The sequence below is a fragment of the Sorangium aterium genome, assembly GCF_028368935.1.
In the GTDB taxonomy this organism is placed as follows: Bacteria; Myxococcota_A; Polyangia; order Polyangiales; family Polyangiaceae; genus Sorangium; species Sorangium atrum.
Genome location: NZ_JAQNDK010000001.1, coordinates 3,953,482 through 3,978,977, shown reverse-complemented (window position 1 = coordinate 3,978,977; position 25,496 = coordinate 3,953,482). Strand labels below are relative to the sequence as shown.

12 protein-coding genes are annotated in these 25,496 nt (G+C 69.4%); 2 read left to right on the top strand and 10 right to left on the bottom strand.

Going from position 1 to position 25,496, the window contains the following annotated elements:
• Positions 1-68 precede the first annotated feature (68 nt).
• The 10 genes from POL72_RS14675 to POL72_RS14630 form a co-directional block, all read right to left on the bottom strand.
• Complete coding sequence (locus tag POL72_RS14675; protein WP_272095849.1) at positions 69-800, bottom strand: M48 family metallopeptidase; 732 nt, start codon at positions 798-800, stop codon at positions 69-71.
• Positions 800-3,844, bottom strand: coding sequence for a type I restriction endonuclease subunit R (locus POL72_RS14670; RefSeq protein WP_272095848.1), 3,045 nt, complete (start codon positions 3,842-3,844; stop codon positions 800-802). The genes POL72_RS14675 and POL72_RS14670 overlap by 1 nt, the downstream gene beginning before the upstream one ends.
• On the bottom strand, positions 3,841-5,091 hold the full coding sequence (locus POL72_RS14665; RefSeq protein WP_272095847.1) for a restriction endonuclease subunit S: 1,251 nt from the start codon (positions 5,089-5,091) through the stop codon (positions 3,841-3,843). Before POL72_RS14665 ends, POL72_RS14670 begins: the two co-directional genes overlap by 4 nt.
• A complete protein-coding gene (locus tag POL72_RS14660; protein WP_272095846.1) occupies positions 5,081-6,910 on the bottom strand; it encodes a class I SAM-dependent DNA methyltransferase in 1,830 nt (609 codons plus the stop codon). Before POL72_RS14660 ends, POL72_RS14665 begins: the two co-directional genes overlap by 11 nt.
• A 600-nt stretch (positions 6,911-7,510) precedes the next feature.
• The gene (locus tag POL72_RS14655; protein ID WP_272095845.1) at positions 7,511-8,245 is read right to left on the bottom strand and encodes a hypothetical protein; all 735 of its coding nucleotides are present in this window, start codon (positions 8,243-8,245) and stop codon (positions 7,511-7,513) included.
• 274 nt (positions 8,246-8,519) lie between these two features.
• On the bottom strand, positions 8,520-8,990 hold the full coding sequence (locus POL72_RS14650; protein ID WP_272095844.1) for a hypothetical protein: 471 nt from the start codon (positions 8,988-8,990) through the stop codon (positions 8,520-8,522).
• Between the two features lie 1,497 nt (positions 8,991-10,487).
• Positions 10,488-14,567: a Kelch repeat-containing protein gene (locus tag POL72_RS14645; protein ID WP_272095843.1), complete on the bottom strand. Its 4,080-nt coding sequence runs from the start codon at positions 14,565-14,567 to the stop codon at positions 10,488-10,490.
• A gap of 54 nt (positions 14,568-14,621) precedes the next feature.
• Positions 14,622-15,107: a hypothetical protein gene (locus tag POL72_RS14640; RefSeq protein ID WP_272095841.1), complete on the bottom strand. Its 486-nt coding sequence runs from the start codon at positions 15,105-15,107 to the stop codon at positions 14,622-14,624.
• Positions 15,108-15,258: 151 nt separating this feature from the next.
• Complete coding sequence (locus tag POL72_RS14635) at positions 15,259-17,637, bottom strand: alpha-amylase family glycosyl hydrolase (protein ID WP_272095840.1); 2,379 nt, start codon at positions 17,635-17,637, stop codon at positions 15,259-15,261.
• A gap of 227 nt (positions 17,638-17,864) precedes the next feature.
• On the bottom strand, positions 17,865-18,911 hold the full coding sequence (locus POL72_RS14630; protein ID WP_272095839.1) for a glycoside hydrolase family 16 protein: 1,047 nt from the start codon (positions 18,909-18,911) through the stop codon (positions 17,865-17,867).
• A 104-nt stretch (positions 18,912-19,015) separates the two neighbouring features.
• Between POL72_RS14630 and POL72_RS14625 the strand changes: the two genes are divergently transcribed.
• Both POL72_RS14625 and POL72_RS14620 read left to right on the top strand, forming a co-directional pair.
• Positions 19,016-19,804, top strand: coding sequence for an AraC family transcriptional regulator (locus tag POL72_RS14625; RefSeq protein ID WP_272095838.1), 789 nt, complete (start codon positions 19,016-19,018; stop codon positions 19,802-19,804).
• A gap of 331 nt (positions 19,805-20,135) precedes the next feature.
• The gene (locus POL72_RS14620; RefSeq protein ID WP_272095837.1) at positions 20,136-25,286 is read left to right on the top strand and encodes an ATP-binding sensor histidine kinase; all 5,151 of its coding nucleotides are present in this window, start codon (positions 20,136-20,138) and stop codon (positions 25,284-25,286) included.
• The last annotated feature ends 210 nt before the right edge of the window (positions 25,287-25,496 follow it).

Here is a 25,496-nt window from a genome sequence, read left to right as displayed (position 1 = left end):
CGATCGCACGCGCCTCGCCAGACTGCGGCACGCCTGGCGAGAAGGAGCGGCGGTAGGGCGAGAAAGGGTCACCACAGAAGCGCTGGCCCGAGCTCTCCCAGGCGGGCCCTCCGCGCCTCGTAGTCGGGCATCACCCTGCCGAGCGCTGCCCAAAAATCCCGCCCATGGCGATCGTGGATCAGGTGCGTGAGCTCGTGGGCGAGCACGTAGTCGACAAGCGCCCTCGGCGCCTGCACGATGCGCCAGTTGAGCCGGAGAACGCCGCGGGAGCAGCTCCCCCAGCGCTTGGCCTGGTCGGTCACCAGGAGGCGCCGGAACGACACGTCGAGCCGCTGCGCCCACGGCGCGGCCCACGCGGGGAGGCGCTCCGTGGCCCGCCGCCTGTACCAGTCGACCAGCGCCGCCCGCGCGTACGCGCCGTGGTGCTCGGGCGCGAGCCCCCGAGGGAGCGGCAGCTCTAGCCATCCGCCACGGAGGGCCAGCGGGCGCGGCTCCTGCTCGGGGAGCAAGCGGAGCCGGAACTGCCGCCCGAGATAAAGGACCGACTCTCCGCTCACGAACTCTCGCGCGCTGCAGGTGGGGGGCCGCTCGCTCCGGCGCTTGAGCCGCGGGACGATCCAGTGGGCCTTCGACCGAACCACCGAGTCCAGCCGCGCGATGGGCGTCGCCTGGGGCGCCGTCACGACGAGCCCGAGGGCCGGGTCGATCGCGATCGACACCGTGGATCTCCGGGCGCTCCGCCGGATCTCGTAGGCGAGGTGCGTTGTGCCCCACGTCACCTCGGACCGCTCCGGAAGCATCACCGGCCTCTGCGCCGCTTCATCAGGTCGACGATGCTGTCCGCCGTCGCGTCGAGCTTGTCGTCGGCAAACCCCGCCGCCCGCAGCTGCCGCTTGATGCGTTTGCGCATCTCCCGTTGCACATCGTCCTTGTGCACCCAGTCGACGAGCGACACCTGGGGCTCGAGCTGCTCTTCCAGCAGCGAAGCCAGCTCCTTCTTGGACTCGTCCACCTTCCCGTACGCGTTCCCCGTCTTCTCCGCGGCGGTCAGGGGCTTGCGCTCCGAGATGAGTCCGTAGATGGCGAGCCCCGTCTCCGAGAGGCCCAGCGTCGCAGCGGTCTCCGCCCGCGCTCGTATCTTCTTGCGGATCTCGTCCTCGAGCCGCTGAAGCTCCCTGGCCGCGTCGATGCGCTTCGCCTTGCGGTCCTCGATGATCTGCTCCAGCCGCTCACGCAAGGACGTGAAGAACACGGGGTCATCGTCGAGCCGAACGTGGATCTCGTCCCGGATCGCGTGTTCCATCTCGCTCGCCCGCGCCTCCGGGGTCTTCAGCTTCTTGAGCTTCTCCTCGAGCTCCGGCGCGAAGAGCGATATTGGCTTGACCAGGATCTCGATCCCGTCCGCCGCGACCGCCTCTTCGATGAGCTTCCGGACCTTGGCCCCGCAGTCGGCGATATCGATCTTCTTGTCGCGGAACTTGGCGGCCGCCGCCTGCCGGATCTTTCCGAGCCAGCGCGCGTCCGCGACATAGGGCAGCGCGCTCGGATCCGGCAGCAGCATGTCGAGGCTCTGCGAGAATCTCTTGAAGGCCGCGTCGAACTCGGCCCGGACGTCCTCCGGCTCCAGGACGGCGACACACGCGTCGAGATCGTCCTTGTCCTTCACCCGGACGAAGAACCGCACGGCCGCCGCGTGCCGCGCCTGGAGCCGCGGGAGCTCGTCGCTCTTCGGCGTCATGGCGCCCTTTACCTCGGAGGGGGCGAAGATCTCGAGCGCCTCGGTGAGCGCCTCCGAGACGCCCCAGTAGTCGATGACCAGGCCATAGCTCTTCCCGTCGGCGGTCCGGTTCACGCGGGCGATTGCCTGGAGCAGCGTGTGCTCTTTCAGCGGGGAGTCGAGGTACATGACCTGCTCGATCGGGGCGTCGAAGCCGGTGAGCAGCATATCGCAGACGACGAGGATCTTGAGCGGGTCGTCCTTCGCGAGGAAGCGGTCGATCAGGGCCGTCCTTTGCTCCTCGCTCGTGTGGTGCTTGACGAGGTGCGTGGCGTCCTTGTTCGACCCCGAGATGATGATCGCCGACTGCGGTCCGTGGAGGCGATCGAGCGTCTCCTTGTACAGCACGGCGTTCTCGCGGGTGCAGGCCACGACCTGGGCCTTGAAGCCGCCGGGCTGGATGGCTTTTGCATAGTGGTCGAGGAGGTCGAGGCAGATCGTCTCGACCCGTTTTGGCGCCCCGGCGAGCGTCTGCTCGTTCGCGTATCTCTTCTTGATCGCCTCGCGCTCTTCGTCCGACCGATCGGCGAACACGCGGTCGAAGAGGGCGTCGAGCGTGTTGCCGATGATCCGCAGCGCGGGGAGCCGGCCCTCGTAGAAGATGGGCACGGTGGCCCCGTCGGCGACGGCCTGCTCGATGGTGTACGTGTCGATGTACGGGCCGAAGGTCGAGAGGGTCGAGCGGTCCTTCTTGTCGATCGGCGTGCCCGTGAAGCCGAAGAACGCCGCGTTGGGCAGCGCCTTGCGCATGTTCGCGGCGAGCCCGCCGTACTGGGTGCGGTGGGCCTCGTCGGTGAGGACGAAGAGGTTGTGCGCCTCGGAGAGGACGGGGTGCTCCTTCCGGGCGGCGCGCTTTCCGGAGCTCCCGCCGGTGGCGGCGAGCTCCTGGAACTTCTGCACCGTGGTGAGCACGGTCTTTCCCGGAGGGCCCGAGAGCAGCTCGCGCAGGTGCCGGACGCTCTCGGCCCGTTCGGGGTTGGGGAACTTGCAGGCCTGGAAGGTTCCGGTGATCTGCGCGTCGAGGTCCTTGCGATCGGTGACGAGCACGAGGGTGGGGTTCTCGTGCAGCGGATCGCGGCGGAGCTTGAGCGCGAGCCACAGCATGGTGAGGCTCTTGCCCGACCCCTGCGTGTGCCAGACGACGCCGCCGCGGTCGTCCGGCTTCTTGGCCGTGCGGGCGCGCTCGATGGCCTTGTTGACGGCGGTGAACTGCTGGTAGCGGCAGAGCTTGCGGACGACGCGGCCCGTGTCGCGGTCGGGGTCGAAGGCAACGAAGTTCCGGACGAGGTCGAGGAGGTTCTGCGGGGCGAGCAGCCCTGCCAGGGTGACGTCCTGTGCGGTCGGCTCGCGGCCGACGAGGGCGCGGAGCTTCTCCGGGGTCATTGGCCAGGTGGTCTTCCACTCGGCGAAGAAGCGATACGGGGTGGTGACCGTGCCGTAGACGGCGGCTTGACGGCAGGTAGCGATGAGGACCTGCACGGTCTCGAACAGCCTGGGGGCGCCGAGCTCGCGGTACTTATCGTCGAGCTCCTGGTAGCGGCTGAACTGGTCGATCGCCTCGAGCTTCCAGGCCTCACCGAGCTTGGGGCTTTTGCACTCGATGACGGCGAGGGGGATGCCGTTGATGAAGACCACGATGTCGGGGTAGATGGTCTTCTTGGCGCCCTTCACCGCGTACTGGCGGGTGACGAGGAGCTCGTTGTTGGTAGGGTTGTCGAAGTCGAAGAAGCGGACATCGTGGCTCTTGCGGCCGTCGCCGAGGTCCTGCTCGAACGAGCGGGTGTGGACGAGGGTCTCGTAGACCTCCTCGCTCGCCTCGATGAGCGTCGCCGACTGGACGGCGCCGACGGAGCGGACGGCCTTGTGCAGATTGTCGTCGGAGAGCCAGGGGTTGAGCTTCTTGAGGGCCTTTGCGAGACGGGAGGGGAGGAGCGGCACCTTGACGCTCTCGCGCTCGGCTTCGAGGATCTCGGGGGCGACGTAGCGGAAGCCGAGCTTCTGGAGGAGGGCGACGGCGGGGTCCTCGGAGAGGGAGAGCTCGTTCCAGGCGTTGCCGGGCGGGGTCATGGCGCGGCCTCGTCGGGGGTGACGCGGATTTCGCCGGTGAGGAGCGCTTGGGCGAGTGTTGTCTTTGCTGATTTCAACGATTCGAGCGCGGCTTGCTCCACGGAGATTCTTGAGCCTATAGCTTCAAGGAGCTCAACGATTTTCTCTTGTTCGTTCAGGGGAGGTAAAGCAACCGGCCACCCTGTTAGCTCGGACTTGCGCAGGTGAACCAAGGTGTCCTTGAATCCGTGCGCCCGCTTCTCGACCTCCTCGGTGACGAGGCGTAGAAGGTAGTACATGAAGAGCTTTGAAACTCGTCGACGATCAGGCGCGAGGCGGTGGATGTGTTGATTCAGAACTCCTAGAGGACCTGGCCAGATGCATGGCCCGAAAGACGCTCCTCTACTGCCCGCCCAGGCAAAGAGCAGCGTTCCGGGTTGCACGAGCCAGTCATCGTCTGGCTGTCCGGCATAATAGTTGAAATCCTTCGAGCCGTTGAGGTTCTGGATTCGGATGATCGGTAGCCCGGCGCTGGCCCAATCTCTCGGCGTAAAGCCTTTGCCTCCTGAGAATTCTGCGAGTTCGCCGATAGACGCGATATGCCACTCCTCCGGCACCTCCCCGATCTCGGTCTTCTTGAACCGCGTGTGCCGGCCGGGAAGCCCTCGCGTTAGCAGCTCGGTCATCATCGCCTTCTTGACGACCTGGAGCTGGTCGATGACCGCCTGGGTGGCCTCGATGGCGTCGTCCACGGAGGAGAGGATGGCGGCGATCTTCCGTTGCTCGCCAAGCGGAGGACAGCATACATGAAGATCCCGAAGCGCACCTTGCGAGATGTTTCGCATGTGGCTTCCGCCGGTGACCGTTGTTAGCCTATCTCTGGCCGATGAGGAGGAAAGCAAGGCGTGCAGAAAGGCGGCATCCGCAGTGGCATTCCTTGGGCGAATGCGAAGAATCTTGTCCGAAAGCATCAACCGCGGGCGCGTATGACGAACGATAGCAGTACGTCCTACGAGTTCCAACACGCCGTTTGCGCGGGCAAGAAGGAGATCGCCATCATGCACTTCGAGTTCTGGCTTCGGCACCTGCGAACTAGGGAGCGCTTTGTTTTCGGTGGGCCGGTAAACTCCCGACGTGACGGCGCTGACCTTGAGGACTCCCCATTCATCATCGTTTGCCGGTCGACCCTCACATTGCGGGCTCCAGCCGGCGTCAATGCCGTCAAGCAAGCTGCCAAGCCGATCCGTGCGCCAGCCTTCAGGCGTCATACCCCAGCTCCTTGAGGTAGGCATTCATCCGCGCCTCGGCCTCCCCCCGCTTCTTCTCCAACTCGCGCAGCGTCTGCAGCGCATGCGCCACCTCGACCCTCTCCGCTGCCTCGGTCGTCTGCACGTATCGCGAGATGTTCAGGTTGAAGTCGTTCTTCTCGATCTCCTCGATCCCCACGACCCGCGCGTACTTGTCCACGTCCTTGAAGGCCTTGAACGTCACCGCGATCTTCTTGACGTCCTCCTCCCGCAGGAAGTTCTGCGCTGACCCCTCCTTGAACTCCCGCGACGCCTCGACGAACAGCACCTTCTTCTTCCGTCCGGCCGCCTTGCTCCTGTTGAGCACCAGCACCGCTGCCGGGATCCCCGTCCCATAGAACAGGTTCGTCGGCAGCCCCACCACGGCCTCGACGAGATCCGCCTCCAGCATGCCCTTGCGGATCTCCCCCTCCGCGGCCCCACGGAACAGCACCCCGTGTGGCATCACGACCCCCACCTTGCCCGTCTTATTATCGGTGGTCGCGATCATGTGCTGCACGAAGGCGAGGTCCCCCTTGGTCTTGGGCGGCACGCCGAAGGGGAAGCGTCGGTACGGATCGTTCTCGGCCACCTCGCGCCCCCATTCGTCGAGCGAGAACGGCGGATTGGCGATCACCCGGTCGAACACCATCAGCCCCTCTTTGTTCCGCAGCTTCGGATCGCGGATCGTGTCCCCCTTTTCGATCCGTGCGCTGGGCAGCCCGTGGAGCAGCATGTTCATCTTGCAAATGGCCCAGGTCCCCAGGTTTTTCTCCTGGCCGTAGAGCGACAGGTCCTTCGGGTTCTGCCCGTGCCGCTCCAGGTAGTGGGCGCACTCGATCAGCATGCCGCCCGAGCCGGCGGTCGGGTCGCAGATCCGCAGTCCCGCCCTGGGCTCCAGGAGCTCGACGATGAGCCGCACGACCATGCGCGGTGTGTAGAACTCCCCGCCCTTCTTGCCGGCGTCGTCCGCGAACTTCTCGATCAGGTACTCGTACGCCCGGCCCAGCATGTCCGGCTCGGACAGGTCCGCGTTCTTGAGCGACAGCTTCGAGAAGTGCTGCACCAGCCGCCCCAGCACCACGTCCCGGTTCTTCGCGTCGCCGAGCTTCCGCTCGTCGTTGAAATCGATCCCGGCGAGCACCCCTTCGAGCTGCGGATTCTCGTCTTCCAGCGCCGATGCGGCCTTGTTGAGCGCGTTGCCGACCTGGCTCGCGACCTTCTGCAGCTCGGACCACCGGGCCTGCTTCGGCACGAAGAAGTCGTGCTCGTCGCGGTCCTCGGGATCAGCGTTCGGCACGCCCTTCAGCGCCTCGACCTCCTCGTGGAACCGGTCGCTCAGGCGCTTCAGGAAGAGCAGCCCGAAGATGAAGTTCTTGTAATCGCTCGAGTCGATCGACCCCCGCAGGATGTCCGCGGCCGACCAGAGATGCCGTTCGAGCCGGTCGATCGTGAGCTTCTCCCCGAGGGCCAGCTCGACCTGCTCGGGCGCCGCCCGCGCCGCCCCGTTCGCCCTCGGAGGCGCCGGCGGCTCGGACGCCTTCCCGCCGGTGAGCCTCGCGACCAGCACGGCCTTCTCCCGGCCGCCGTCATCGAGGTGCAGCACCCGGCAGAGCTCCTTCAGCCGGTCCCGCGAGTACGACGCCAGCACGGCGGCCAGCGTGGCGCTCCTGGAGGCCGCCACGGCATCGACCAGCTTCTCCTTGCTCCGCCGGTCCTGGACGTGGACGTCGAACGCGTCGGCGATGGAGATCAGCTCGTCGCGGGTGAGGTGTTCGAGAACGGTTCGCTTCTGCACCATCGGCACGATGCCGACGTTACGCGGGCGGGACGGAAAGGATCAAGGCGGAGGCGCGTCGGCGGCGACCGGAGGCCGCGAGCTTCGGATGATGTGCTTCGGGGCCGCTGCCGGTCGGATGCCCCGCCCGACCGATCCACTGATGCTTGGCGGATCGGGCAACATGAGCGGGACTGTGGGATGATGCCCGTCCGGCCGACGACGCGGATAGGTTGGGGACGGTGCCTGGGACCCGGCCTCGGCGGTGCTCGTGTTGCAGGCGAGCTCAAGCGCATGGAGGCCAAGAAGGAGCTTGCGGCCGGGTGGCAGGACGCTGACGGGGCAGAGCAGGCAGGAGCGCGCGGGCGATGAGCCCGAAGCGCCGGCGGAAAGGTGCGGGACAAGTACTATCTCCGAGTTCCGGCGGATGGGTGAGCAGGCGGCGCAGGTGGCGTCCGCGCGCGAGGTAGAGGTGGCGCTGGCCAGCGGCGGCATGTCGGTAGCCGAGATCGAGGCGAAGTTCGTGCAGCTTGAGCACGGCCGCGACGTGGGCGGGGGAGCAAGGACAGGCCCGCGCCTGTGCAGGATAAGGCCAGGCGGCAAGCAGGCGGCGGCGGGAACTGATCAGAGACGCTGCAGGACTGCCTCGACGATCTCCCAGCGCGTGGCGCGAATCCATTCGCCCCGCAGCGCCGAGGTCTCGACGGCGCACACCTTCATCGCCTGGTCGGGGGTCCACACACCGGCGCCCGCAGAAGGCCCGTTCGTGACGGCCCACACGGGCGTGCCGCTGATGCCCGTGAGGTCTTTCGAAGCCCCTTGCCAAGCGAGGAAGAGGTCGTACCCGCTCAGTGGGCGTTTCAGGCCGCTCGGCGTCCCGGAATACTGCTGCGTGGTGATCATGCTCGGCCGCGCATTCAGATCATCGCCATTGACCTTCACGTCCTCGGCCGGGTATCCGTAGAGCAGGAAGTCCGGGGGAAGCGGTCCACGCTGCACGTCGCGATCATCCAGGAACTCGCGGTAGCCCGCCTTCTGCAGACGTTCAAGGAATTCCTGGTCCTTCAACTCCATCACCGCGACATCATGGTCCGTGGTCGATGCAAGTTGCCCGCGTCCAGGCGTCCAGAGCTCGGAACGGTTCTCGCTGATTGCGAGGGCGACGTCGCCACGACTGATTGCACTTGCGACGTGCTCGGCGGTGATGAGGAATTTGCGATTGTTGCGCCTGAAGAGCGTACAGCAGCCGACGAACATCTTGTCGCCCGCCTCCTCGACGACCGCGATGGCAGCGCGCTTCGCATGCTCTCGAACGGCGAGGAGTTGCCCTGCCAGAAGCTTCTGATCCATTTCAGCCATGCCTACCTACCTAACGTACTCGATCCCCGGATGACGCGCGACGCCTCCGCCGCGCAAGGATGTCCGCCGGACTCGTGCACGCGCGCGGGGCCTTGCGTTCGCACAGGCAGCGGCCCATCCGCAGAGCGAGCCCGAGGCCCGGGCTGGCCACATGACCCCCAATATGACATGCCCCGGAGCGTGGCTGCACTACCCGATCTCAAAACTCGCGGACAGGGCTCGGGAAGGCACTCGTGGTGTGCGATGCGTGTGCTGGATGTCGGTGCAGGCCTAACTAGCGGCTGAGCAACTGCTTCGCGTTCGTCACACAGGTCACGGTAGGACCCGAGCGGCCAGCCTGAGCGTAGCGAAGTGCTCGTCTAATCCAGTCCAACGCCGACTGTCGCGCCACCGGATCCCGGATGGCTAAGGCTTGCTGCTGGCACCAGTGCGCGAGCACGCGCTCGTCGTTCTGCTGCGGGACGTCCCAGCTCACCGCACGACAAGCTCTGTAGAGGAGAGACGCCGCAGCAGTCGCCGTTTGCGGAGCTTGTGCGCGCAGCTCCGTTGCGGTCTCGGAGAGTTGAGCCTGGAGTTGGTCGATCTCGTTGCGCTTGTTGACCACCGCATTCCAGATGTCCACCTTCGCCAACGGGTCAACGTTCGGGAAGGCGTCGATCGCGGCTAGGTACTCGCTCATTCGGTCGCGAAGCTGTGACGCGATGAGATCGTAGGCTTCTTCGGGGGATAGTTCGTCTTTCTGCATGAGATCGCCTCCTGTCCAGGGGGGCGAGAGCATAGGCACTCGTACCGGCTTCGCAAGGGGGCGGACGGAGGATTCGAGCCCGGCTCACGTTCCGTACAAGACGGATCGTGGCGCAGCATCGCTAGTGCGCGGCCCGCGCTCGGGGGCGAAGCAACAGCGGCAGCGCGGTCCCAGCGAATCCGCCCCCTGGAGTGTGGGCGCGACGCTCAGCAGGTGGGGAATGGCATGGAGCGCCGAGCACTCAAGAGCGCAGCCGCGGTCCGGGCTAGCCCTTCGCCGAGTTGAAGGTTCCGTGGAGGACTCGGAGGCGCGCCGCTTGGCGCACTCGCACGGCGATCGTACCGGCCGTTCCTCCACCCGATCAGTAAGCCCATGTAGATCGAGCGGCGGGCCTGACCGATCGGGCCGTGTACGGCATCCTCGACCGGATCGCGGCGCGCCGGGGTCAACGGCTTCTCGCCGCACGACGTCCGCCGCACCTTCATCAGTGACCTGCTCGGCGCGGGGACCCACGTCGTCACCGTCTCGCACCTTGCCGGTTATTCGCAGATCGCCGCGTGAGCACATGTGCGAGGTCCTTGCGGCCGAGGCGGAGCCGCGAGAGCGCGGTCTCGACGGGCAGCTTCAGGAGCCGGCGAGCAGGGTGACCTGCTCGCCTCCGCCGACGAGGAGCACGATGCCCTCCCGGGGCCGTATGAGCCGGAGCTGCTCCACGAGATCGCGCGCCTCAACGGTCCGTAGGGACGGCGCCTACTGCTCGAGGACGCGGTTCGGGATCCGGAAAGGCCACTCCCGGAGGCCCGAGGCTTCACCCTAAGGATGCGAGCGCGCTTGCCCCTCCGGTGCCGCCGGCAACGCGAGCAGCCCACCGAGCGCCGGGCGGATCGCACCGGTTCGCCACCGCAACTTCGTCTTTATGGCACTCGCTCTCTTGCCGGCGATGTGGGCCAGCCGATCCGCGACGGAAGGCTGCCCGTGTCCTGCGGCGCACAACCGGCGTCGTTGTCCCCTGCGCGCGAGCACGGCGGCCAGATGGCCGCCTTCTTGCTACGGGCGGAGTCAGGTCTTCCCGATACGGCAGGATATTTGTCCGCGCGAGCTTGCTCACCGCTTCGGTGACACCGGCAGCCCGAGCAGCCGCCCGATCGCCTCGTGAACTACACGGGCCGCCTCCTCATCCCCGAGGGCGACGGCGCGACTCAGAGTGCCGGCGAGCGAGGCGACCACGGCGGCCCGAGGCGACGGGTCGGCCGGCGCGAGCACGCCAAGCCCCGGGCTCACTGGTTGGTCCCGGGTTGGGTCCATGCCCTCCGAAGGGGGGCGATCAATCGCCTGGTGCCCCCAAAATCGCGGCAAATGCGACGGTTCGCGACGGTTCGGCACGGCAAAATCGTTGCCCAAGTTCGTCCCTGGTTGCGCGTGAGCGAGGCATGACCGAACCGCCCGGGAGCCTGTCGGAAGGGCACGACCAGCGAGAACTCGGCGAACCGCGGTAAATTAGCCTGCCTTGCGGAAACCCCAGGACCGCGCGGCGAGCAGCGCGGCGAGGAGGAGCCAGGGCACGGACGAGCCGCCCGGGTCAGGACCGGCGCCACGCGCCAGGGCGCAGCCGTTGCCGTGCGCGCGCGGCGGGGCGCTCCCCTCCGGTGCAGGCGCCGGAGACGCGCCGCCGGCGTTGCCGCCGGTGCCGCCGGACCCGCTGGAGCCATTCGCGGCGGCGTCGCCGCCCTGGCCGCCGCCGCCCTGGCCGCCGCCGCCGCCCTCTCCGCCCTGGCCGCCGCCGCCCTCTCCGCCCTGGCCCTCGCCCCCCGCGCCGCCTCCGGAGCCGCTGGCAGCCTCCGCGAGCAAGCAGCCCCCGGCGATGCACTCGCCGCCTGGACAGGGCGCCCCGTCGAGCTTGTAGCGCCTCGCGCAGGCGCCGGTGGCCGGCGCGCAGACGGCGCGCCTGCAGGTGGAGGTGTCGGGCTGCGGGCACACGAAGGGATCTCCGCCGACGCAGGCGCCGTTCTGGCAGGTATCGGTCTGCGTGCAGGCGTTGCCGTCGTCGCAGGGGCTGCCGTCGGGCTTGCGCGGGTTGCTGCAATCGCAGGCGTCGCCGACCCCATCGCGGTTGACGTCGGCCTGGTCGGGGTTCGCGACGAGGGGGCAGTTGTCCACCCTATCGCCGACGCCGTCGGCGTCGTCGTCCTCGTCGCAGGCGTCGCCGAGGAGATCGCCCGCAGGCAGGCCGCCATCGGTGTTGGCCTGGAGCGTGTTCGGGACCGCAGGGCAGTTGTCCTCGCTGTCGGCGATGCCGTCCTCGTCGCTGTCGAGCTCGCAGGCGCCGGCCCTGCACTGCCCGCTGAGGCACTCCTTCGGGAGCGAGCACGGGGCGCCGGCGGGCTTCTTTGGCAGGCAGTCGCCGCCGGTCGCCTCGCAGTAGGCCGAGTCGGCGCACTGGGTGTCGAAGGTGCAGCCCGTGAGACAGGCGCCCGCGACGCAGCGGTACTCGGCGCAAGATAGGGTGTCGCCCTCGGCGCAGACCCCGCGCCCGTCGCAGAGGGGGGCCTCGACGAGCTCGGAGGCGCCCTTGCACGAGGCCGCGCCGCAGGGGCTGCCCTGCGCCCGCAGCTGGCAGCCGCCGCGGCCGTCGCAGAGGCCGTTGGTGCCGCAGGAGGAGGCTGGCTCCGCGGCGCAGTCGTCGTCCGGATCGGCGCCGGCCTGGATGGGGCCGCATGCGCCGTCGGGGCCGGCGCCCTTCTTCGCGGCGGAGCAGGCCATGCACGCGCCCGAGCAAGGGGTGTCGCAGCAGACGCCGTCGACGCAGGAGGCGCCGGCGCAGTCCGTGTCGGTGTCGCAAGGGTCGCCGGGGAAAGCCGCGGTGTAGAGCTCGGCGCTGGCGAGATACATGCCGGGGCCCACGCCGCCGGTGATCAGGACCTTGCCATGGCGCAGCAGGGTCGCTGCGTGTCGAGATCGCTCGGAGTACATCGTCCCTGCCGGAGACCAGCTGTCCGTGGCGAGGTCGTACACCTCCGCGCTCGCGCTGCCATGGCCATTGACGGGGGCATTGCCCGCGACCAGGACCCGCCCGTCCAGGAGCCGCGTCGCCGTGTGGTTCTGGCGCCCGGTGCTCATGGGAGCTCGCGGCGTCCAGCGATCGGTCGCCGGGTCGTACAGCTCCGCGCTCGCGAGCCCGCTGATCCCCTCCGAATCCGGGGAGCCGCCCGTGACCAGGACCCGCCCATCGTCCAGCAGCGTCGCCGTGTGCGCCCGGCGCCCGGCGCTCATCGGTGCCGCCGGTGTCCAGCTGCGCGCGGTGGGGCTCCAGATCTCCGTGTTCGGGGCCTCACCGCGGGGCCCGTAGCCGCCTGTGACCAGGACCCGCCCGTCGCCCAGCAGCGTGGCCGTGTGCCCCTGGCGCGCGGCGATCATCGTTGCCGCTTCCGTCCAGGTGCCTTCCTCCGGGTCGTAGATCTCCGCGCTCGCGAGGTTGCTGTAGTTGGCACCGACGCCGCCTGTGACCAGGACCCTCCCGTCGTCCAGCAGCGTGGCCGTGTGCCCCTGGCGCGCGGCGATCATCGGCGCTGCCGCTGTCCAGCCGCGCGTCATGGGGTCGAAGATCTCCACGGTCGCGAGCGCGCCCTCCGCGCTGCTCGCGTAGCCGCCCGCGACCAGGACCCGCCCGTCGCCCAGCAGCGTCGCCGTGTGCGTGTAGCGCGCGTCACGCATCTCCTTCGCCGCGGTCCAGGTGCCGTCGGCCGGGTCGTAGATCTCCGCGGTATTGAGGTCGATGGCTTCGGCCCCGTAGCCGCCCGCGACCAGGACCCGCCCGTCGTCCAGCAGCGTCGCCGTGTGCACGTAGCGCGCGTCGCGCATCGACGCGGTCTCCGCCCACGGGCTCGTGCCCGGCGGGTCGTAGACCTCGGCGTTCGCCTCGAATCCTTGATTGCCGCCCGTCACGAGCACGCCGCCGCGCGGGAGCAGCGTCGCCGTATGATCGCTGCGGCCGACGGCCATCGCCGGTGCGTTCGACCAGGAGCGCTCCGCCGGGTCGTAGATCTCCGCGTCCGCGAGGTGGAGGTACGAGTAGAGGCCGCCTGTGACCAGGACCCGCCCGCCGTCGAGCAGCGTCGCCGTGTGGCCAAAGCGCCCGAAGCTCATCGGCGGCGCCGGCGTCCAGCTGCCGTTCACCGGGTCGAACAGCTCCGCGCTCGCGAGGAACGTGCCGTCGCTCGTCAAGCCGCCCGTGACGAGGACCTGCCCGCCGTCGAGCCGCGTCGCCGTGTGCCCTCGGCGCCCGGTGCTCATCGAGCGCGCCGGGGTCCAGGTGTTCGTCGCCGGATTGTACACGTCCACGGTAGGGACCTCGCCCTCCGGCCCGATGCCGCCGGCGACCAGGACCCGCCCATCGGCCAGCAGCGTCGCGGTGTGCCCATAACGCGCGGTGCTCATCGGCGCCGCCGCGGTCCAGATGCCCTCCCGCGGGTCGAACAGCTCCGCGCTCGCGAGGTACTTGCCGTCACTCCAGCCGCCCACGACGAGGATCTGCCCGCTGTCCAGCCGCGTCGCCGTGGGGCCCTGGCGCGCGCCGTTCATCGACCGCGCCGGCGTCCAGCGGTCCTCCGCCGGGTCGTACAGCTCCGCGCTCGCCACCGTCGTGCCCGAGCCGTCGGCGCCGCCCACGACGAGGATTCGCCCGCTGTCCAGCAGCACGGCGGCGTGCTCGAGGCGCGGTGCGCTCATCGGCTGAGCCGGCGCCCAGCTGTCGTCCGCCGGGTCGAACAGCTCCGCGCTCGCGAGATAGCCGTCGCCGCCATTGCCGCCCGCGACCAGGACCCGCCCGTCGTCGCCGCCCAGCAGCGTGGCCGTATGCCCGCCGTCCCGCCTCGTGGCCATGGCCCCGACGGGGCGCCACAGCGGATCCACGAGCACGAGCTCCGCCGACGCCTCGACAAGCAGCGCGATCTCCGCCCCGCGCGCCTCGAGGCGCGCCGCGATCGGCCGCCCGCCTTCCGCGAACGCTCGCGGCGCTGTGACGCGCAGCCGCGGCGTCCCCGCCGCGTCCACCACCTCGACGGCCTCGCCGCGCTGCCGCAGCGCCGCGCCGTCCACCTCCCAGACGGCCGCGGGCTCACCCGCCGGCGCGGCGCCCGGCGCCACGGTGAGCCATTCCTCGATACCCCCGGCGGCAGCCCGCCAGAACGACGCGCCGCCCGCGCGGCCATAGATCACCGCACCGTCGACCACCGCCCCCTGGCCGGACGCGCCGGCCTCCCGCACCCGCACCTCGAAGCCGCCCGCGCCCGAGAGCCGCATCCAGCCGCCGCCGTCGCGCGGCAGCTCGGCCTGGAGCCGCTGCCGTCCGCCGCCCGGGCCGGCCGCGCCGAGGGCGAAGCCACCCTCGGTCGCCGCCGGCGCGCCGGGAGCGCCGCTGCCGAGCACCTCGGCGGCGTGCGCCGGGAACCGGCGCTGCACGAGCGCCGCGGCCGCAGCGCCGTCGTGCCCCGCCGCGCACCCGAGCGCGCCCACCCATCCCACAACGGCCAGCACCAGGACGGCCATGACCAGCACGCGAAGACCCGACCCAGCTCGCATGCCAGCGAATGTCTCACGCGGTCACGCCCGCAACAACAGCGCCGCGAGCGCGGCTCACACGAGCGATGTGCAGATCCCGAACCGGGGATGATAGACCCCGACTCGGCGCTTGCCGCTCCGCGTCTCGGGCGTCACGAGGACGACCACGCTCTTGTCGAGCGGCGCGTTCGCGCGAATCCGCACGTGCTGGCCGGCGACGACGACGTGCCAGATGTTCACCGTCCCGTACCTCGTCACGACGGCTCCCTCGTAGATGTGCGCCGCCGACGGCGCCCCGCGGAGCGCCAGGCGGCACGCGGCATAGCTGCCCAGCAGCTGATACAGGAGCACGAACGGCATGACGCCGAGCGAGACCGTGAGGAGCATCGCGACGAAATCGACGTGCCGGTAGAAGGCGCCGACCCCGAGCAGCCCCGCCCAGAAGAGCAGCGAGTACCCCACGCCGGCCAGCTGGTGCCGGACGTGCCGCAAGGCCGCCCAGGGGCGCGGGGGCGGCGCGCGGAGCTCCTCGGGCAACTGGATCGCGTTGGGGGGCTCCATGGCGTACCGCTCCGGCATACCCGGGGAGGCAGCGGAGCTCAATCGGACAGCGCGGGAGTCGCCGCGTCCTCCCGCGCTCCTCCAGCCGCTTCGCCGCTCCCGCTGCGCCTGCGCTCGCCGCCGGAGCCCGCTCCCGCGGGCCTGCCAGCGATCACGGCGCGAAGACGACCGCCCCGCCCGGCGGGATGCTCATCGAGAGCACGCCGGCCGCGGAGACGATCTCGCTCGAGCCGCCGAGCGCGTCCCTGAGCTCGGTGCCGGGCGGGAGACCGAGCGCCTGAGCGACCTCGACCGAGATGCGCTGCTCCGTCCCCGCGCGCGTCAGCGCCACCACGGCCGACTCCCCCCGGCCGTGCCGGCGGCCGAAGACCAGCGTGTCCTCCGTGGCGGTGAGGTTCACGTAGGCGCCGCGGCGGAGCGCGGGGATCGCCCGCCGCGCGGTCCCGAGCGCGCGCACGAAATCGAGCGTCTCCAGCTCGTCCGCCGTGAGCTCCTCCTCCGGACGCCACACGCTGCGGTTGTTCGGGTCGGCGCCGCCCCACGCGCCATACTCGTCCCCGTAGTAGAGCAGCGGCGCGCCCGGGAGGCCCAGGAGCCACGCCATCGCGAGGCGCGTCCGCGCGTACACCTCGGGCGACCCGGGTGCTTCCGCGGTGTCCGACCACTGGCGGCCCGGGACATCCCGGCCGCGAGGCCCCGCATCGTCGCGGTAGTCGGCGAGCGTCGCGAAGCGGGCCGTGTCGTGGCTGCCGAGGTACGGCGTCATGATCGCGCCCTCCGGCCACCGCCGCTGCCCGTGCTCGACCCAGTACGCGGCGTGCAGCATGCCCTCCTCGCCCCAGCCGAACGTCCGGTAAGAGACCCCGTGATAGAGGACGAAATCGAGCTGGCCGTCGAGCCCCTGAGGGCCGATGTACCTCGCGATCGTCCCGTAGTTCTCGTCGTTGCACGGATCGGCGCAGTCGCTCCAGCCCATCGCCGTCTCGCCCATCAGGAAATAACGTGTGCCGGCCGGCTCGAACGCCTCCCGGACCTCCGCGGCGAGGTTGCGCGTCGCGATCTCCTCCACGTGCTTCACGGCGTCCACGCGGAGCCCGTCGAGATCGAACGCGTCGAGCCAGTAGATCGCGTCCGCCACGAACGCGGCGTTGGCCTCGGGCACCGTGTGATCCACGTCGGGGAGGTAGCTCGCGAACATGCAATCGAGCGCGTGCGACGTCCAGTCGCACCCGTCGGTCCCGCAGACGCACCCCGTCCTGAACCAGCCCGGGTGAGACGAGACGTACTCGTGATCTTCGTGCACGTGGTTCACCACGAAGTCCTGGAGGACGCGGATCCCGTGGCGGTGCGCCTCGGCCACCACCGCGCGGAGCGCCTCGGCGCCGCCGAGCCGCGGATCCACATCGCGCGCCTTGATGGGCCAGTACCCGTGATATCCGGTGACCTGGTGGACTCCATCGCTCGCCAGGTAGGCGCCGGCAGGGTTCTGCTGGAACGGCGTGAGCCAGATGGCCCGCACGCCCAGGGCGTCGAGCGTGCCGTCCTCGATGGCCTGCCTCAGCCCCTCGAGATCCCCGCCGGCCCAGTCGCCCCGCGGATCGGCGCCCGACGTGGCGGGCGGGTTCAAGATCGGATCGCCGTCGCGGTAACGATCGGTGACGACCATGTAGATGAGCGCGTCCTCCCAGGAAAACGCCTCGGCCTCGACCCAGAACACAAGCCGGAGCGGCTCACCGGCGCGGCCGCTCCGGGTCGCCCCGCGGAGGGTGACGCGGTATTTGCCGTCGCCGAGGCCCCCCAGCTGGATCCGCACGTCGCCGCGCGCGTCGACCGAGAGCTCCTGATCCGTGAGCGGGCGCGCCTCGCCGTCCTGGTCCTGTAGAACCGCCTCGAACGCGGCCGCCTCCGGGCCCGCGCCTTCGATGCCGTCCTTGTACACGAGCCGAGCCTCGAAGGCGCCCTGTCCGGCGGCAGGCCGCGTCGCCTGGCTGGACGCGACGGAGAACGACGGGAGGCGGCAGTCAGGGACCTTGACGGCCGAGTTCTCGATCCCGTCGACGTACTTGCGGCGCCCCTCAGCCGGGTCGAGCACCCACGAGATCTCGCCGCCCGACCGATAGGCGATCTTGTAGCCGTGCAGCCCCGGCGGCAGGTCGACGGTGGCCACGAGCCGGCCCTGCGTACCGCCCTGCAGCTGCGGGGCAGCGCCGAGATCGAAGCCGTTCCACTCCCCAGGGACGCGGACGTCCGTGGCCCCGGGAGGGGCGTTGAACGTGAACGAGGTCGGACAGAGCACGTTCCCGTACTGCGCTCCTCCGCCGGCCCCGCCAGCGCCTGCGGCCTCGCCGCCTGCACCGCCTACGCCAGCCGCCTCGCCGCCTGCAGCACCGGCGCCTGCCGTCCCGGCGCCGCTCGTACCCTTCCCCTGGCCCGCGTCGAGCTCGCGATCACCCCCACACGCGAGCGGGACGGCAGGGAGCATGACGGCGGAGACAGCGGCGATCACGACGGCAGAACGGCGGCGCGACATGGCCTCGAGCAGTATCCGATCGCGAGGGGCATGTCAGCGCGCGCGTCGCCCTGAACCACCGCAGCCGCTGCGGAGAACAGCGATGCTCCGCCCATGCTGTCGCGTCGCTAACAGACCCGCGCAGTTTCCGTCGGGGCTCCGCCCCGCACCCAGGCGTTCGCTTGGCGCTTTGTCGGGCCGAACCGCGTGAGCTCACGCGCTCGGAGCGGCCTGGTCTCGCGACCCGATCAAGGCGTGTACCGATAGAGCTCGATCCAATCGTAGGTCGCGCTCGCCTTGCCCGTCTCGGCCGTCACGGCCCCGGCCCACTCCGGGCTCGACGACGCCCAGATCGTCATGAGCACGTTCTGCGGCAGCACCATGAGGTCGATGCGCTCCGTCCACTCGTGCCGGAGCACGTCGTCGACGGAAAAGCGGGCGCCGGACGGTGTCCATTCGATCTGGTACGTGTGAAAGTCCGCGCTCGGGTCGAAGCCGAGGTCCACCTTCTGCGGATGCTGAGTCGGACTGACGGATTGCGTCACCGGGGGCCGTACCGGAGCGCCAGTGTACACCATGGCGTTGAACTGCACGTCATTCGGCTCGGCCCCCAGGCACTCGATGTCGAGCTCGTTCCAGTTGTCCGCTGGCCAGGGGGTGTAGATCGTGACCAGTGACGAGACGACCGCCGAGCCTCGGGCCAACTTGACGCGAGCGCGCACGCGCCCGTACGTGAGCGAGTCGATGGAGCGAACCTCGGCACCCAGGAAGGTCTTGGCGGCTCCGGAGCTGTCGGCGGTGCCCTGGGGGGCCGGCGTGAGCCGGAGCACCAGCTGGCCACGTTCGATGGTGGCGGCTGATCGCGAAAACAGCGCCAGATTGCCCGTCCACGAATGTGTCATCAGCTGCCAGCGAGCTGCGTCCAGCTGATCGAAATCGTCGCGGAAGAGCAGGGTGAAGGCCTCTTCGGCCGGGGGAGGGCCGCCCGCTGAGCCGCCGTTACCCGTGGTGCCTGCCGCTGCTGTGCCATCCGCCGTTCCGCCGGCGCCGCCCGCGCCGCCCCCGCCGCCCGCGCCGCCCGCGCCGGCTCCGGCGCTGGAGGCGCCAGCCGCAGCCCCAGCCCCCGTCATGGAGCTACCCGTTCCGGCGCTGGAACCACCACCAGCACCCGCGCCGGTGCCGTCCCCGCCAGCCCCCGTCGCAGAGCCCGAGGGCTGGCTGGCGTCGTCACAGGACAGCGCGATGAATGCGTAGAACAGAAGCAAAGCGACCGTGCAGCGCGTCGAAGACATCATGGGCTCCACTTGGCGCGCCGGGTGCGGGAGCGCTTCGCATTTTTTGCTTCCTGTCCGCGTCACCGCTGCCGCACACTGACCTGGCCTTGAGCGCTCGGCCCGCGTTGTTCCAGCCCTTTCCGATGCTCGCCGGCCGGCGCGCCCAGGTCTTCCGTCACCAGCCGCAGTACCGCCGGCCCCGGCACTTCCACGAGGAGCCGGAGATCAACCTCGTCGCTCGCGGCACGGGCATCATGGGCGTGGGGAAGCGCGTGGTGCCGCTCGTGGCGGGCACGCTGCTCTATTTCGCGCCGGGGCAAGATCACGCGCTCCTCGAGGAGAGCAGCGATTTCGTTCTGTACGTCGCGGCGCTCCGCCCCGAGCTGGGGGCTCGCGTCGCGGGGGCCGCGTCGAAGGTCGCGCTCGACGCTGTGCAGCTCACGCCGGCCGTGCTCGCCGACGAGTTCGCGCTCCTCGGCGCGCTCGACCGAGCGCGCGACATCTCGGTCGTGGAGCATCGCCTCGCGGAGCTCTTCGAGCGGTCGCTGTCGAACGTGCCGCTCCCCCACGTGGTGAGCCGCCGCATCTTCGAGCTCTTGCGCCTCGATCCGAATCTCCCCGGGGCGGCCCTCGCGGCGCGCCTGCACACGGGCGAGAGCGGGATCAGCCGGCGTTTTCGCCAGGACGTGGGCGTGAACGTCGTCGAGTACCGTGCGCGGCTCAAGCTGATGCAGTTCGTCGCCGAGGTGGATCGCGGCGCGAGCTTCGCGCGCGCGGCGTACGCCGTCGGGTTCGGGAGTTATGCGCAATGCCACCGCGTCTTCACGCGCGCCCTCGGCTGCGCGCCCCAGGACTATTTCGGCGGCCAGCGCGCGGTGCTGACCGAAATGACCGTGCCGATGCACGGATGGTAACCGTGATATCCGGTGACCTGGCGGACTCGATCGCTCGCCAGGGTTGCGCCGGCAGGGTTCTGCTGGAACGACGGGAGCCAGATAGCCCGCACGCTCAGGGCGTCGAGCGTGCCGTGCTCGATCGCCTGAGGCGCGTTGAACGTAGCGGCCCTCGGCCGAGGCGGCCTGGCGACGGCGCCCCGGGGCCGCACGCGGCCGAGCCCGTCGGCCGATCCGAATTCGCGCTGGATCACCCGCAACGCTGGCCATGATGCGGGGGCGGGGAATGGTATACCTTGCCGGGGAGGGGGCTCCTGCTGCCACTGCCGAGGCTGCCTCGCCCAGCGCCTGAATGACGAGCCCGTCCCCTCCCTTTCCCTACACGATTCGCGAGACCATTCACGAGGGCCGCGGTACCGCCGTGTACCGCGCTGTTCGAAACGCCGACGGCCAACCGGTGGTCCTCAAGGTGCTCGACCCGAGGAGCTGCCGGCCGAAGGACCTCGCCCGGCTCAAGAGGGAGTACGAGACGGGCAAGATGCTCGACGTGGGAGCCGTCGTCAGGCCCCTCGCCCTGGAGATGTACGATGGGGCGCTCGCCCTCGTCATGGAAGACTCCGGCGCCGAGCCGCTGGATCGACTGCTCGGCGCGCCGATGGCGATCGGCTGGTTCCTCGAGCTCGCCGTCCGCATCGCGGATGCCGTCTCCGACATCCATCAGCGAGGCGTCGTTCACAGAGATCTCAAGCCCGCAAATATCCTGGTCATTCCCGCCACGGGCGAGGTGAAGATCGCCGATCTCGCGCTCGCCTCACGGCTCTCCGGCGAACAGCACGCCCTGGGGCCAGCACGCCTCATCGAGGGGTCCCTGCCTTACATGTCGCCCGAGCAGACAGGGCGGATGAACCGTGGGATCGACAGCCGCACCGATCTGTATTCCCTGGGCGTCACGTTCTATCAGATGCTCACGGGGAAGCTCCCGTTCGACGCCCGCGACCCGCTGGAATGGATCCATTGTCACGTCGCCCGCGCGTTCGCGGCCCCGTCCGAGGTGGTCCCCGACGTGCCGGAGGCGGTCGAGCGTATCGTGATCAAGCTCCTCGCGAAGATGCCCGAGGAGCGCTACCAGACGGCCCGCGGCCTTGGCCATGACCTGAAACGGTGCTTCGACTCATGGCGCCGCGGCGGGAGCGTCGCGCCCTTCCCGCTGGGCGAGCAGGACGCGTCGGGCCGCCTGCGGATGCCGCAGAAGCTCTATGGGCGCGACGAGGCGATCGCGGCGCTGCTGCGCGCCTTCGAGCGCGTGGTCGACACCGGATCTCCCGAGCTCGTGCTCCTCTCGGGCTACTCCGGCATCGGCAAATCGACGCTGGTCCACGAGCTGGACAGGGCCGTCGCCCGCGAGCGGGGGTTCTCCGCCTCGGGAAAATTCGATCAGCACAAGCGCGAGATCCCTTACTCCACCATCGTGCAGGCCGTTCAGGAGATCGTGCTCGAGCTCCTCGCCGACAGCGAGAGGATCGCCGCATGGAAGCAGCGGTTGCTCGAGGTCCTCACGGTCAACGCGCAGCTCATCGTGGACTTGATCCCGCAGCTCGAGCTGGTCATCGGCCCGCAACCGCCGGCTCCCGAGCTGCCGCCGGTCGAGGCGCAGAACCGGTTCCGCATCGTCTTCCGGCACTTCATCGGGGTGTTCGCCCGGAGGGAGCACCCCCTCGTGCTCTTCCTCGACGATCTCCAGTGGGCCGACTCGGCGAGCCTCTCGCTCTTGCAAGATCTGGTGACGCACCTCGACACGGGGCACCTCCTCGTCGTCGGCGCGTACCGCGACAACGAGGTGACCCCCTCGCACCCGCTCATGACGGCGCTGGGCGAGGTGAGGAGGGAGGGCGCGCGCGTCCGGGATATCGTGCTCGGCCCGCTCTCCCGCGAGCACCTCTCCATGCTCGTCAGCGATATGCTCCAATGCCGCCCCGAGGACGCCGCGCCGCTCTCGGCCTTGGTCCACGAGAAGACGGCCGGCAACCCCTTCTTTGCGATCCAGTTTCTCCTCGCCCTCCACGAAGAGCGGCTGATCGAGCTCGACCCGAGCGCGGGCGCCTTCCGGTGGGACATGGCGAAGATCCGCGCCAAAGGCTTCACCGACAACGTGGTCGACCTGATGGTCGACAAGCTCGCGCGGCTCCCTGCGGGCACCCAGGAGGCGCTGAAGCAGCTCGCCTGTCTCGGGAACGCCGCGGACGTCGGCGTCTTGACGATAGCGTGCGACCGCTCGGAGGAGGCGCTGCACGAGGATGTCTGGCAGGCCATCCTCGCGGGGCTCGTCCTCTGCCACGAAGGCACCTACAAATTCCTCCACGACCGCGTCCAGGAGGCAGCCTATTCGCTCATCCCGGAGGCTCGGCGGGCCGCGGTGCACCTCGAGATCGGCCGACGCCTCGCGTCTCGTCTGCCAGGCGGGGCGGTCGAGGAGCGGGCGTTCGACGTCGCGACCCAGCTCAATCACGGCGCTCATCTCATCACCGATCCACGCGAGAAGGAGGCGCTCTGCCGGCTCAACCTCCTGGCAGGGATCAAGGCGAAGGCCTCGGTCGCCTACGCTTCGGCGCGCAGCTACCTGGCGCAGGCGACGTCTCTCTTGCCGGCGGACGCCTGGAGCGCGCGGTACGAGGACACGCTCATGCTCTACCTGGAGCTCGCCGAATGCGAGTCCATCACCGGCAACTTCCAGCCGGCCGACGGGCTGTTCGATCTGATCCTCCAGAATGCCCGCTCCAGGCCCGACCGCGCCAGGGCCCACCGGCTGCGCATGCGGCTCTACCAGATCGCTGGGCGACACCGCGACGCCATGACGGTCATGATCGAGGCCCTGCGGCTCTACGGGGCGACGCTCCCGGAGGCCGACGAGGAGATCCAGGCCGCCGTCGAGGCCGAGATCCGTCAGGTCCCGATCGCCTTGCGCGGGCGTCACATCGCCGATCTCGTCGATGCGCCCGTGGCGACCGACGAGGACGTGCGGGCGTTCATCAGCCTGGCCGCCGAATCGGCCCCCCTCATGTTCTCCGTGCGACCGGCGCTCTGGCCGCTGCTCACCGCCAAGGGGGTGAACGCGTCCCTGCAGCACGGACACGCCGAGGAGTCCTCCTTCGTTTACAGCTGTTACGCCGCGGTCATGGTGTCCATCCTCGGCGACGTCTCGGGCGCGTTCCAGTTCTCCGAGATGGCGCTCAGGCTGAACGAGAAATTCAAGAGCGTCACGGCCATGCTGAAGGGGAGGCTGCTCTTCCACCACGCGGGCGTCATCAGCATCTGGTACAGGCACTACGCGACGAGCATCCCGCTCATGGACAAGGCATTCCTCGATTGCCTCGACGTCGGAGACTTCATCTTTGCCGGCTATTTGACGTACAACATGGTGTGGCTCGTCCTGGAGAACGGCGACCCGCTCGACCGCGTGATCGAGGTCGCGCGGAAATACGCCGCCTTCGCCCGGCAGACCCACAACGATGTGGTGTACCACGTGGTCCGGCTCGAAGAGCAGCTCGCGGCGAGCCTGAAGGGAGCGACGCGGGCGCCGACGAGCTTCGACAGCGGCGCCTTCGACGAGGCGAGCTCGGTCGCGATCTGCCAGAAGGCGGGCTTCGGCCTTGGAATCGCTATCTATCATATCATGAAGCAGATCGCCGCGTTCACGCACGAGCGTCACGCCGAAGCGCTGGAGTCCGCGGCCGCCGCCGCGCTGATGCAGGGGCAGGCGGCATCTCTCGCCATGGAAGTGACGCACCACTTCTACCACGCGCTCACGGTGACGGCGCTCCACGCGCAGGCGCCGGCCGAGCAGCGGCGGCGATTCGCTCAGGCGCTCGAGAAGCCGCTCCAGAAGCTGAGGCGCTGGGCCGCGGGCTGCCCCGAGAACTTCCAGAGCCGCTACGCCCTGGTCTCCGCCGAGGTCGCGCGCATCGAGGGCCGGGACCTCGACGCGATGCGCCTCTACGAAGAGGCCATCCGCTCGGCGCGCGAGAGCGGCTTCGTCCACGTCGAGGCGCTCGCCTACGAGCTCGCGTCCCAGTTCTATCGAGCGCGAGGGTTCGAGCGCTTCTCCGATACGTACCTGCGTGAAGCCCGCTCGTGCTACGTGCGCTGGGGGGCCGACGGCAAGGTGAAGCAGCTCGAGCAGCGCTATCCGCAGCTCCTCGAGCGGCGGCCGCTCGAGCCGACCGCCACCTTCGCGGCCCGCACGGAGCTGCTCGACGTGCTCGCGGTCGTCAAGGCATCGCAGACGATCTCGGGCGAGATCCTCTTCGAGAAGCTCCTGCGAACCCTGCTCGAGTCCGTCCTCGAGCAGGGGGGCGCCCAGAAGGGCTGCCTCATCCTCGTGCGGGACGGCGACCTGACGATCGAGGCGGAAGCCGCGATCGAGGAGCGACAGGGGACCGTGACCAGGGTTCTCCAGTCGTTGCCGGTATCGTCCTCTCCGCTCCTCCCTGCCTCGCTCCTCCACTACGTGCGGCTCACCAAGGAGCGTGTGCTCCTCGATGACGCCGCCGCGAAGGCGGGCAGGTTCTCGGGGGACGAGTACATCGTCCGGCACACTCCGAGGTCGGTCCTCTGCGTCCCCATCTTGCGGCAGGCCGAGGTGCTCGGTCTGCTCTACCTCGAGAACAACCTCACGACGCACGCGTTCACGCCCGAGCGGCTCCTCGCCCTCGAGCTGCTCGCCACGCAGGCGGCCATCTCCCTCGAGAATGCGCTCCTTCTCGCCAGGGAGCGAGAGGCGCGGGCGGCGGCGGAGGCCGCGGAGCGGCGCACGGCGTTCCTCGCCCACGAGCTGAAGACGCCGCTGACTGGCCTCCATCTGAAGCTCGACGCGCTCGCGCGATCGATCAAGCAGCAAGAGGCGGTCTCCGCGTCCTGGCTGTCGTCGTCCCTCACGTCGTTCAAGCGCCAGCTCGGCCGGCTCAACCTGCTGATCGACAGCCTGCTCGACCTCTCACGCGTCCAGAAGGGGCGGCTCGCCCTGACGCGTGAGCCGGTGGATCTGGCGGCGCTCGTGCGGGACGTCGTCGGACGGCTGAGCGAGCAGGCCGAGCTGGCTGGATGTGCGCTCCACGTGCGGGCGGAGCGCGCCGTCGTGGGCCGGTGGGATCGGCTGCGGCTCGAGCAGGTCGCGACGAACCTGCTCACGAACGCCATGAAGTACGGCGCCGGAAAGCCGGTCCGGATCGTCGCCGACGGGGACGGGGCCGTCGCTCGCCTCTCGGTCTCGGATCAGGGCATCGGGATCTCCGAGGCCGACCAGCGGCGCGTGTTCGAGGCGTTCGAGCGCGCGACGGGGCTTCATCAAGCGCAGAGCCTCGGCCTCGGGCTGTACCTTGTCCGGGAGATCGTGCGAGCGCATGGAGGGCGCGTGGATCTGCGCAGTCAGCTGGGCTCAGGGACCACGTTCATCGTCGAGCTGCCCGTCGAGCCGGAGGGAGAGCTCGGCCTCGCGCAGCCGTCCTGAGGAGAGGGGCGCGCGGGCCGCCTGGTGCCAACTGGGCCTTGCGGCGCGGAGCCGAGGGGATGGAGTACTTTGGCCGAAGGTGGGGTCTTTTGAACCGCCAGGACGCCATAAGACGCCATAACGATGTGATGTCGAGGCGGGCGGCGGGCCACCGGCCGGCTGATTCGGGTTGACACCGCTGATGTGAGCGTTCACATTTGTCTGGGCATC

Bases quoted from the DNA above. Each gene is read 5' to 3' on its own strand.
- POL72_RS14650 (WP_272095844.1), bottom strand. From the start codon at position 8,990: ATGCAGAAAGACGAACTATCCCCCGAAGAAGCCTACGATCTCATCGCG.
- POL72_RS14635 (WP_272095840.1), bottom strand. From the start codon at position 17,637: ATGTCGCGCCGCCGTTCTGCCGTCGTGATCGCCGCTGTCTCCGCCGTC.
- POL72_RS14645 (WP_272095843.1), bottom strand. From the start codon at position 14,567: ATGCGAGCTGGGTCGGGTCTTCGCGTGCTGGTCATGGCCGTCCTGGTG.
- POL72_RS14665 (WP_272095847.1), bottom strand. From the start codon at position 5,091: ATGACGCCTGAAGGCTGGCGCACGGATCGGCTTGGCAGCTTGCTTGAC.
- POL72_RS14675 (WP_272095849.1), bottom strand. From the start codon at position 800: ATGCTTCCGGAGCGGTCCGAGGTGACGTGGGGCACAACGCACCTCGCC.
- POL72_RS14660 (WP_272095846.1), bottom strand. From the start codon at position 6,910: ATGGTGCAGAAGCGAACCGTTCTCGAACACCTCACCCGCGACGAGCTG.
- POL72_RS14630 (WP_272095839.1), bottom strand. From the start codon at position 18,911: ATGATGTCTTCGACGCGCTGCACGGTCGCTTTGCTTCTGTTCTACGCA.
- POL72_RS14655 (WP_272095845.1), bottom strand. From the start codon at position 8,245: ATGGCTGAAATGGATCAGAAGCTTCTGGCAGGGCAACTCCTCGCCGTT.
- POL72_RS14670 (WP_272095848.1), bottom strand. From the start codon at position 3,844: ATGACCCCGCCCGGCAACGCCTGGAACGAGCTCTCCCTCTCCGAGGAC.
- POL72_RS14640 (WP_272095841.1), bottom strand. From the start codon at position 15,107: ATGGAGCCCCCCAACGCGATCCAGTTGCCCGAGGAGCTCCGCGCGCCG.
- POL72_RS14620 (WP_272095837.1), top strand. From the start codon at position 20,136: ATGACGAGCCCGTCCCCTCCCTTTCCCTACACGATTCGCGAGACCATT.